This window comes from Nocardioides sp. NPDC004968 (assembly GCF_040608935.1).
GTDB lineage: Bacteria > Actinomycetota > Actinomycetes > Propionibacteriales > Nocardioidaceae > Nocardioides.
Window position 1 is genome coordinate 1 of sequence record NZ_JBEXJF010000065.1, and the last position, 9965, is coordinate 9965.

Below are 9965 nucleotides of genomic sequence, written 5' to 3' on the forward strand. Positions count from 1 at the left end.
ATCGGCGGCGCTCCGGCATGAATCCCGGGTCAAGCCCGGGATGACGGCGTGGTTTCGTGCAAAAACAGCACCCTCGGAGTTTCTCAGTTCGCGGGTGAGCCAGGCAGAAGTGAAGCCACCCCGACCGGTGGTGGAGATGCTCGACGTCTCCATCACGTTCGGAGCGGTCCGAGCGCTCGACAGCGTCTCGCTGCGACTCCTGCCGGGGGAGGTGCACGCGCTCATGGGGGAGAACGGGGCCGGGAAGTCCACGCTGATCAAGGCCCTGACCGGGGTCTACACGATCGACTCGGGTCGGGTGGAGATCGCCGGCGTCGAGACCCAGTTCGCCACCCCGGCCGCGGCTCAGCACGCCGGGATCAGCACGGTCTACCAGGAGGTCAACCTGGTGCCGAACCTCACCGTGGCCGAGAACATGCTCCTCGGCCGCGAGCCCCGCCGCTTCAACGGGATCGGCCCGATCGACCGCCGGGGGATGAACCGCCGCGCCGCCGCCTCGCTGCAGGGCCTCGGTATCGACATCGACCCCGGTTCGGAGCTCGGCAGCCACCCGATCGCCGTCCAGCAGCTCGTCGCGATCGCGCGTGCCGTCGACACCGACGCCCGGGTGCTGATCCTCGACGAGCCGACCTCCAGCCTCGACGCCGACGAGGTGGCCAGGCTCTTCGAGGTGATGCGGCGCCTGCGTGACCAGGGCACCGCGATCGTCTTCGTCTCCCACTTCCTCGACCAGGTCTTCGACATCTCCGACCGGATGACGATCCTGCGCAACGGCCGGGTGGTGGGCGAGCGGCTGGTCGAGGGGACCACCCAGCTGGAGCTGGTGCAGCTGATGATCGGCCGCGACCTCCAGGTCCTCGAGCGCCTCGACCATGCCGTGCACGAGGCATCCGAGGAGGCTGCGACCGAGCAGCGCCTCCCGGTGCTCAGTGCGGTCGGGCTGGGCCGGAAGGGGAGCCTGGAGGCCACCGACCTCACCCTGTACCCCGGCGAGGTCGTCGGCATCGCCGGCCTGCTCGGCTCGGGGCGTACGGAGCTTGCCCGGCTGCTGTTCGGCGCCGACGCCCCGGACACCGGAGAGCTCACGGTTCGCGGCTCGAGCCGGCGGAGGCTGCGCAGCCCCCGGCACGCGATCGACCGCAAGCTCGCCTTCTGCAGCGAGGATCGCAAGGCCGAGGGGGTCTTCGAGGAGCTCTCCGTGGCCGACAACATGCTGCTCGGTCTGCAGGCCACCCGTGGCTGGCTGCGGCCGATCCCGACGGCCACCCGCGAGAAGCTGGTCACGGAGTTCATGACCGCTCTCGACGTACGGCCGGCCGACCCGAGCCTGCCGATGCGGAGTCTGTCCGGTGGGAACCAGCAGAAGGTCCTGCTGGCGCGCTGGCTGATCACGGAGCCCGACGTACTCCTGCTCGACGAGCCGACCCGCGGCATCGACATCGGTGCCAAGACCCAGATCCAGCAGCTCGTCGCCGATCTCGCGGAGAAGGGGATGAGCGTGGTGTTCATCTCCGCCGAGCTCGAGGAGGTGCTCCGGCTGAGCCACCGGCTGGTGGTCCTCAAGGACCGCCGCAAGATCGCCGAGCGGCCCAACCGAGGCATCGATGTCAACGACGTACTCGAGATCATCACCGGCGAACCCGGCGGCCTGGCCGAGAAGGAGCGAGCAGATGCCTGAGAACATCAGACCGGGCCAGGGGCTCGGCGCCCGCGCGATGGCCCACCGCCTCTTCTGGCCGCTGGCCGCGCTCGGCGCGCTGCTGGTGGTCAACCTGATCGCGACGCCGACCTTCTTCAACGTACGCATCCAGGATGGTCACCTCTTCGGCAGCCTGGTCGACATCGTCCGCAACGGTGCCCCGGTGCTGCTGGTCGCGATCGGGATGACGCTGGTCATCGCGACCCGCGGGATCGACCTCTCGGTGGGGGCGGTGGCGGCGATCGCCGGCGCCGTCGCCTGCGTCTACATCGTCAAGAGCCCCGCCGACGGAGCCCTGGGCACGGCCGTCATCGCGATCACGATGGCCCTCGCGGTCTGCGTCGCGCTGGGGCTGTGGAACGGCTTCCTCGTCGCGGTGGTCGGCATCCAGCCGATCATCGCCACGCTGGTCCTGATGGTCGCCGGCCGCGGGATCGCGATGCTGGTGACCGGCGGCCAGATCACCACTGTCAACAACGACGCCTTCGCCGCGCTGGCCTCGGGCCACCTGCTCACCCTCCCGGTCGCCGCCCTGATCGCGCTCGGGGTCTTCGCGGCCACCCAGATCGTCGTACGCCGCACCGCGCTCGGCCTGCTCATCGAGTCGGTCGGGATCAACCCGGAGGCGAGCCGGCTGGCCGGCGTCCGCTCCCGCACGATCATCTGGACCGTCTACGTCTTCGCGGCGCTGTGCGCCGGCACCGCCGGCCTGATCATCGCCGCCAACACCCACTCGGTGAACGCCAACAGCCTTGGACTGTGGATCGAGCTGGACGCCATCCTGGCCGTCGTCATCGGAGGTACGTCGCTGGCCGGCGGTCGCTTCTCGCTGACCGGCACCCTGGTCGGGGCGATGCTGATCGCCACCCTCACCCGGACCATCCCCAACATCGGCATCCCGGCCGAAGCCAACTATCTGTTCAAGGCGCTGGTGGTCGTGGTCGTTTGCCTGCTGCAGTCGCCGAAGGCGCGAGCGGTGCTGCAACGGCGCACCGACCGTACGCCGACCAGCCGCGAGGAGGCTGTCGCATGAGTGTTCAGGTGCCCGCGATCGAGACCGGACTCATCGCCCGAGTCGCACGCTACAGCCCGCCGCGCCGCTACCTGCCCGTGCTCGGCACGTTCGCGCTGTTCATCGGCATGTTCGGCGTCGGTGGGATCCGGTATGAGGGGTTCGCCGACCCGCAGGTCTTCCTGACGTTGCTGCTCGACAACGCGTTCCTGATCGTGCTGGCGGTGGGGATGACGTTCGTGATCCTCACCGGCGGGATCGACCTCTCGGTCGGCTCCAACGTGGCCCTCTCGACCCTGATCGCGGCTCGGACGCTCGAGCTCGGCCTGCCGGTGGTCGCGGTGATCGTGATCGTGCTCCTGTCCGGCACCCTGCTCGGCACCGCGATGGGGCTGCTGATCCACTACTTCGACATCCAACCGTTCATCGCCACTCTGGCGGGCATGTTCCTCGCCCGCGGGCTCTGCTACCTGATCAGCGTCGACTCGATCCCGATCAAGGACGAGACCTTCTCAGCCATCGCGTTCGGCACGATCACCCTGCCCGGTGGCTACTACCTCGGGTGGACGGCGGTCTTCGCGCTGGTGATCGTCGCGGTCGCTGCGTACGTCCTCGCCTCGACCCGCTTCGGACGCACCGTCTACGCGCTCGGCGGCAGCGAGCCGTCGGCGCTGCTGATGGGGTTGCCGGTGGCGGCGACCAAGGTCGGGGTGTACGCGATCAGCGGGCTGTGTGCGGCGCTCGGCGGGCTGCTGTTCGCGCTCTACACGCTCTCGGGCTACTCGCTGCACGCGGTCGGGATGGAGCTCGACGCGATCGCTGCCGTGGTCATCGGCGGCACGCTGCTCACCGGTGGCCGCGGGTTTGTGATCGGCTCGCTGCTCGGCGTGCTCGTGCTCGGCACGATCCAGACCTTCATCTCGTTCGACGGCACGCTGTCCTCTTGGTGGACTCGGATCACTATCGGGGTGCTGGTGCTTGTGTTTGTCGTTGCGCAGCGGGTGTTGACTCGGCGGGGGTAGGTCGGTTTTCCTTCTCTGTTGGGGGCCGTGTTTTTGTGGTTGGGGTTTGGCGCTGAGGTTTGGGTTGGGCGGGGCTTGGGAGCTTGGGTGGTCGGGCTGGCCGGTGGAATGAATTTTCTTTCCGCCTAGAGCCCGTTCTCTTCGGGAGGGTTGGTGGGCGAACGAATTTTCGTTCGCCTCAGAGAGCGCCTGGCCCGGGGTGGGGTTGGTGGATGGAAGAAATTTTTCTTCCACGCAAAGACACCCTGGCTGGTGGAGGCGTGGATCGGTCACTTTCCGTGGGTGAGTGTGCCGTGGCCACACACGGGTCGGCGGCCCAGACCAACCCCGTGGAAACAGCAGCGCAGACGAAGCAGCACCCCGCGTACGACCAAAGTCTTCTGACCAACCCCGCAGAACTACAGCCGCCCGAGCGCCGCCCGAAGAGGATCGAGGCCGAGCGACCCGAGGTCGAGCGCCGCGCGGTGGAAGGCCTTCATGTCGAACGCGGCGCCGGCACGAGCGCGCGCGTCCTCGCGGGCCTGGAGCCAGATCCGCTCCCCGACCTTGTAGGACGGGGCCTGGCCCGGCCAGCCGAGGTAGCGGGCGACCTCGAAGTCGAGGAAGGCGTCCTCCATCAGGCAGTGCTGCCCGATGAACTCTCGGCCGAGCTCGGGCGTCCACACCTCGCCTGGGTGGAAGCCGAACGGGTTGTTCTCCGGGATCTTCAGCTCCAGGTGCATGCCGATGTCGATGATCACCCGCGCCGCCCGGAAGGACTGGCCGTCGAGCATGCCGAGACGGTCACCGGGGTCGTCCAGGTAGCCGAGATCGTCCATGAGGCGCTCGGCGTAGAGCGCCCAGCCCTCGCCGTGACCCGAGACCCAGCACATCAGCCGCTGCCAGCGGTTGAGCAGCTCGGCGCGGTAGGCGGTCTGGGCGACCTGGAGGTGATGGCCCGGTACACCCTCGTGGTAGACCGTGGTCAGCTCGCGCCAGGTGCCGAACGAGGTGACCGACTCGGGCACCGACCACCACATCCGGCCGGGCCGGGAGAAGTCCTCGGAGGGGCCGGTGTAGTAGATCCCACCGTCGGTGGTCGGCGCGATCATGCACTCGATCCGCCGGACCGGCTCGGGGATGTCGAAGTGCACGTCGGCCAGCTCCGCGATGGCGCGGTCGGCGGCGGTCTGCATCCACTCCTTGAGCGCTGCGGTCGAGGTCAGCTGCTGCACGGGGTCCTTGTCGAGATGGGCCGCCGCGTCGACAACGCTCGATCCCGGCAGGATCCGGTCGGCGGTGGCCTCCATGTCGTCGGAGAGTCGCTTGAGCTCCTCCCAACCCCAGGCGTACGTCTCCTCCAGGTCGATCTCGGCGCCGAGGTAGCGCCGGGAGGAGAGCTGGTAGTGGTCGCGCCCGACGGCCTCCTTCGGCAGCCCGTTGGGTACCAGGTCGGCGGCCATGAACCGCCCGAACTCGGCGAACGCCTCGTTGGCCTTGGCCGCCGAGGCCTCGAGCTCGGCGCGCAGGGACGCAGGAACGGCCTCGGGCGCACGTGAGACCAGACCGGTGAAGAAGTCACCGGCGCCCTTCTGCCCGGTCCAGCTCAGGATCTGGTCGGCGACCTTCTCGTACTGAGCCGTCGCCGAGACCCGTCCGGCCGCGGCCTCCTCCCGAAGGGTCGCGGTGTAGCCCGCGACCGCGTCCGGCATCCCGGCCAGCCGGGCGCCGATCGCGGCCCAGTCCTCCTCGGTGCCGGTCGGCATCAGGTCGAAGACCTCGCGCAGGTTGTGGATGCCGCTGGTGATGACGGAGACGAACTTCCGGTCCAGCTGCGCGTCGGCGAACTCGATGTCGAGCCCGACCCGCTCCAGGAACGCGTCCTTGGCGACCTGCTCACGCTCGTCGACCGGCTTGATCGCGGCCACGTCGGCGTAGGCCGAACGGTTGAGCTCCTCCACCGCCTGCATCCCGTCGGGGGAGAGGTCGGGGAGCTCCGCGTCGTGGCCGGCGACACCGACGTACGTCGCGGTCAGCGGGTCGAGGGCGCAGAGCTCCTCGACATAGCGGTCGGTGCGGGCGTCTACTTCACGGGTCACCCGGCCAACCTTAGGACCGGGACGTCTTCGGGCAACTCAATTCCCCGCTACACGCAACGAACGCGCCAGACTTCGCGTAGGAGGTGTGTGAACGTGCCAGAGGAGGTGTCCGTGGATGCCGAAGAGCAGGAGAGGGATCCGGACTTCGGGGCCTGGGTGGCCTCGAGGGGGCCCGCGCTACAGCGGTTCGCCTATCTGGTGACCGGCAACAACTCCGACGCTCCTGACCTGGTGCAGGACGCCCTCGCCCGTGCGCTGCCGCGGTGGGAGTCGCTGGCGGCGTCCGGGACGGCGGAGGCGTACGTGAAGAGGAGCATCGTCAACGGGTCGATCAGCGGCTGGCGCAAGCGGCGCCGGCTGGTGCTGGTCGAGGACGTCGAGCCGATGGCGACCAGGCATGAGCCCGGCCCCGAGGAGCGAGACGCGGACGAGGCGTGGGAGCTGGTGCAGACGCTCCCGTCCAACCAGCGAGCGGCGGTGGTCCTCCGGTTCTACGAGGACCTGTCGTTCGCGCAGATAGCGACGGTGCTCGACTGCGCCGAGGCGACCGCCCGCTCACATGTGCACCGGGCGCTGGCCAAGCTGAGGCAGCGGTTGAACGAGCAAGGCTCTGTTGATCGGAGAGGGAACGAGGGGGTTGACAATGAGTGACTTCGAGCGCGAGGAGCGGGCCTTCCGGGCCGCCCTGGCCCGTGCGGCCGATGGTTTCGAGCCGCGGGAGCTCGCGATCCCCGGGGCCTCAGATGGGTCTGGACCGGCTGACCTGGCCGACGAGACCGAGAAGGCCGAGGAGAAAGCACCCGTACGCCGGAAGGCGCCCTGGATCCTGGCCGCTGCCGCCGCGGTGCTGGCAGTCGTCGGTCTGGGTGGCGTGGTGGCCAACCTGCAGCCCACCGGCGGCGGTGGCGAGAGCACGGCCGCGAGCGACGCCTCCGGCGCCGAGGACCGCTCCGGCGACGCGCCCAAGGCGCTCTCCGAGCCGGAGGCGGCGGCCCCCGAAGGCACCTACGACAACGGCGGCCGCACCGACCTGCCCGCACCCGCGGACGGGAACCGCTGGGCGGTCCGCTACGACATCGCCTTCCAGGTGCCCGAGGAGTGGGCCGACGCCACGGCGCCGGCGCTGCCGGAGTGCATCGCGAAGCCCGGCGACCAGTGGGACACCGTGCCGCGGACTCCCTACGTCGCGAACATCACCAACCAGCCGGTGCCGAGTATCGCCTGCAACGAGACCGAGGACCGTGACTTCCCGCCGCAGTTCGGCAAGGTGCCCTTCGCACTGTGGCAGCCCTACGTCCTGATCGAGAAGCCGGGCAAGGGCGCCAGCCTCCAGACCGGCTCCTGGGAGCACGAGGGCTGGCTGCTGACCCGGGTCCAGGTCGGGGATGACGCGTACGCCACGATCCTCACCGGGCCGGGCGACGAGCGGGTCAACCAGGAGATCAAGGGGTCCCTGAGGACCGTGGCGAAGGATCCCTACGGCTGCGAGACCGCCTCGCCGCTGGCCGAGGGCGACCCGGTGCGGCCGAAGTCCGACCCCGCGACCTCGCCGCTGGAAGGTGATGCTCCGGAGTCGATCGCGATCTGCCGGTACGAGCCGTCCTCGGCATCGTTGACCGGGTCGCGAGAGATCACCGGCTCCGACGCCGCCGGCCTCATCGAGGCGATCCGCAGCGCGCCGGCCCGCTCCGGTCCCAACACGCCGCAGAACTGTGCCGCGGGGCAGCCGGTCACGGCGTACGTCATCCTGCGGATCTTCCGCGACGGAGGCGAGCCCGGGGAGGTCTTCGTGAACTACGAGAACTGCGACGATCACGGGTTCTACGACGGCGTGACCGTGCACGAGCTCACCGCGGCGGCCTGCCGGCCGGTGTTCGCCGAGGAGCCGGTCACGATCTACTCGGCTCAGGGCGACGTCGCCAAGGTCTGCCTCTCCTGATCTTCGGTTGCTGGCCGCCCCCGCTCGGGGAGGGCGGCCAGCAACCGAGTAGTGCGCCACGCGGCGTACAGGAAGAGAAGCACCAGAAGGCCGTTGCGCCAGGCCAGCACCTCGGTGATCCACGGTGAGCCGATGTCGTTGAAGGTGAGCATGTAGCCGTACATCCGCGGGAAGATCTCGTGAGTCAGCAGCGTCGCCACGACCAGCACGACCGACCAGATCCCGAGCTGCCGGCGAGCGCGGCCGCGGAGCAGGACCAGCCCGGCGGAGGCGGCGGGGAGCAGCCAGAGCATGTACTGCGGACTGAGCACCTTGTTGGTCACCAGGAACGCGGCCACCGTCGCGAGCGCCAGCCACACGATCGTCTCCTCGGTCCGTGCGCCGCGGGGGAGGCGACGCCAGGCGAGCACCCACCAGACGATGACGAGCGCCCCGGCGACCACGGAGGCGACCGTCGCCGCGAGGAGCAGCGCCTCGACCAGCGGCCCGCTGATGTCGTACGCCTTCCACTCGGTGTAGTCGATCGCGTAGCCGCTCTCCGGACCGCCGTGGCCCCACTCGTACATCGCCGGGGTCGCGAAGACCGACTCGATCTGCAGGCCCCGCTCGCCCTGGTAGTTCAGCGGTGTCCAGAGCCGGTCCCAGCCACCGAGGACAAGACTCAGCCCGGCCAGGGCGATGCCGGTGCCGGCGACGGTCAGGAGGACCCCGCGGCGGGTGGCGCGGTTCGCGGCGAGGGCCGGGATGACCAGGATCGGCCAGTACTTCGCGCCGGTCGCGAAGGCCGCGAACGCCGCGGCCACCTTCGGTCTCCTGACCGCGTAGAGCACCGCCAGGCCGACCATGATCCCGGGGAAGAGATCGAAGCGGGCGTACGCCGTCGCCCCCAGCGCCGGGACGGCGACCAGCCACAACGCCTCCGCGGCGGAGATCCCGAACCTCGGGTGCGTGCCGCGGCGGTTGCGGACGAGCAGCACCATGAAGAGCAGGTCGGTCAGCGCCGCCATCGCGAGCACGGCAATGATGTAGGCCTCGCCGCCCAGGTTGAGCAGGCCGATCGCGGCGTACGGGATCCAGAGCAGCAGCAGCGCCGGCACCGGATACTCGACCAGCGCCCCCGCGACCCCATCTGTAGCCAATGCGTCGAGGCTGTCGCGGTAGTAGTTCACGTCGCCCACCACGCCCCACTCCGCACCCCACCAGGAGAACGAGCCCTCCGCCGCGGCCGGGAAGCCGTAGAGGAGCACCACCCATCCCCGGGTCACCAGCCAAGCCAGGGTGACCAGGAGATATCGCCGAGAGAACGTGATCACGGAGCGATCATGACATTGCGGTCCTCGTCAGTGAGGCAGGCCGCTTGCGCGCCAGGCGTTGGGGCCGGGGTGGAGCGGGGTACGCAGCTGCGGAGCAGCCCACAGGGAGCGTGGCTTCTTCTTGGGTGCCTCGCCGGTCGATCCCAGGGCTGCGAAGACGGCCACGATCGCGGCGATCTCTTCGGGGGTGGCGTGCTGGTCGATGACCTTGAGCAAGGGCTTCTGCTCAGCCTTGGGCTCGGCTGTCGGCTCGTTCGTCGGGTTCTCGGGCGTGGTCACAGCGGGATGTTCCCGTGCTTCTTGGCGGGCAGGGTCTCGCGTTTGGTGCGCAGCAGCCGCAGCGCGCGGGTGACCTCGGCGCGGGTCTCGTGGGGTGGGATGACCGCGTCGATGTAGCCGCGTTCGGCGGCGATGTAGGGGTTGGCCAGGGTGGTCTCGTACTCGTCGATGAGCTGGGCGCGTTTGGCTTCGACCTCGTCGGCGCTGCCGCCGGCATCGACGATGGCTTGCAGGGTGCGGCGGTGGACGATGTTGGCGGCGCCTTGGGCGCCCATGACCGCGATCTGGGCGGTGGGCCAGGCCAGGTTGATGTCGGCGCCGAGGTGTTTGGAGCCCATCACGTCATAGGCGCCGCCGTAGGCCTTGCGGGTGATGATGGTGACCAGCGGGACGGTGGCCTCGGCGTAGGCATAGATCAGTTTCGCGCCGCGGCGGATGATGCCGTTGTGTTCTTGGTCGGTGCCGGGCAAGAACCCGGGTACGTCGACGAAGGTGATCACCGGCACGTTGAAGGCGTCGCAGGTCCGGACGAAGCGGGCGGCCTTCTCGGAGGCGTCGATGTCGAGGCAGCCGGCGAACTGCATCGGCTGGTTGGCCACGATCCCGACCGGGCGGCCCTCGAT

At 69.4% G+C, this 9965-nt stretch carries 9 protein-coding genes; 5 read left to right on the forward strand and 4 right to left on the reverse strand.

The annotated features are described in order from the left end of the window. Positions 1 to 94 precede the first annotated feature (94 nt). Genes ABZU72_RS28245 through yjfF form a run of 3 tightly spaced genes read left to right on the forward strand, consistent with a single transcriptional unit; the run spans position 95 to position 3733 of the window. A complete protein-coding gene (locus ABZU72_RS28245; protein WP_355022089.1) occupies positions 95 to 1678 on the forward strand; it encodes a sugar ABC transporter ATP-binding protein in 1584 nt (527 codons plus the stop codon). Next, a complete protein-coding gene (locus tag ABZU72_RS28250) occupies positions 1671 to 2732 on the forward strand; it encodes an ABC transporter permease (RefSeq protein WP_355022090.1) in 1062 nt (353 codons plus the stop codon). Before ABZU72_RS28245 ends, ABZU72_RS28250 begins: the two co-directional genes overlap by 8 nt. After that, the gene (gene yjfF / locus ABZU72_RS28255; RefSeq protein ID WP_355022091.1) at positions 2729 to 3733 is read left to right on the forward strand and encodes a galactofuranose ABC transporter, permease protein YjfF; all 1005 of its coding nucleotides are present in this window, start codon (positions 2729 to 2731) and stop codon (positions 3731 to 3733) included. Before ABZU72_RS28250 ends, yjfF begins: the two co-directional genes overlap by 4 nt. Before the next feature lie 398 nt (positions 3734 to 4131). Here yjfF and ABZU72_RS28260 read toward each other — a convergent pair whose 3' ends face one another. Further along, positions 4132 to 5811: a DUF885 domain-containing protein gene (locus ABZU72_RS28260; protein ID WP_355022092.1), complete on the reverse strand. Its 1680-nt coding sequence runs from the start codon at positions 5809 to 5811 to the stop codon at positions 4132 to 4134. Between the two features lie 111 nt (positions 5812 to 5922). Between ABZU72_RS28260 and ABZU72_RS28265 the strand changes: the two genes are divergently transcribed. Further along, positions 5923 to 6462, forward strand: coding sequence for a SigE family RNA polymerase sigma factor (locus ABZU72_RS28265; RefSeq protein WP_355022093.1), 540 nt, complete (start codon positions 5923 to 5925; stop codon positions 6460 to 6462). Then, positions 6455 to 7750, forward strand: coding sequence for a hypothetical protein (locus tag ABZU72_RS28270; RefSeq protein WP_355022094.1), 1296 nt, complete (start codon positions 6455 to 6457; stop codon positions 7748 to 7750). Before ABZU72_RS28265 ends, ABZU72_RS28270 begins: the two co-directional genes overlap by 8 nt. Here ABZU72_RS28270 and ABZU72_RS28275 read toward each other — a convergent pair. The 3 genes from ABZU72_RS28275 to ABZU72_RS28285 all read right to left on the reverse strand — a co-directional run. Further along, positions 7717 to 9063: a glycosyltransferase 87 family protein gene (locus ABZU72_RS28275; protein WP_355022095.1), complete on the reverse strand. Its 1347-nt coding sequence runs from the start codon at positions 9061 to 9063 to the stop codon at positions 7717 to 7719. The two genes, ABZU72_RS28270 and ABZU72_RS28275, sit on opposite strands and share 34 nt — an antisense overlap. A gap of 27 nt (positions 9064 to 9090) precedes the next feature. After that, positions 9091 to 9342 carry an acyl-CoA carboxylase epsilon subunit gene (locus ABZU72_RS28280; protein WP_355022096.1) on the reverse strand — a complete coding sequence of 84 codons (252 nt, stop codon included), beginning with the start codon at positions 9340 to 9342 and terminating at the stop codon, positions 9091 to 9093. Then, positions 9339 to 9965 (reverse strand): carboxyl transferase domain-containing protein (locus ABZU72_RS28285; protein ID WP_355022097.1); only part of this gene is annotated, 627 nt, incomplete at its 5' end. The genes ABZU72_RS28285 and ABZU72_RS28280, both read right to left, overlap by 4 nt.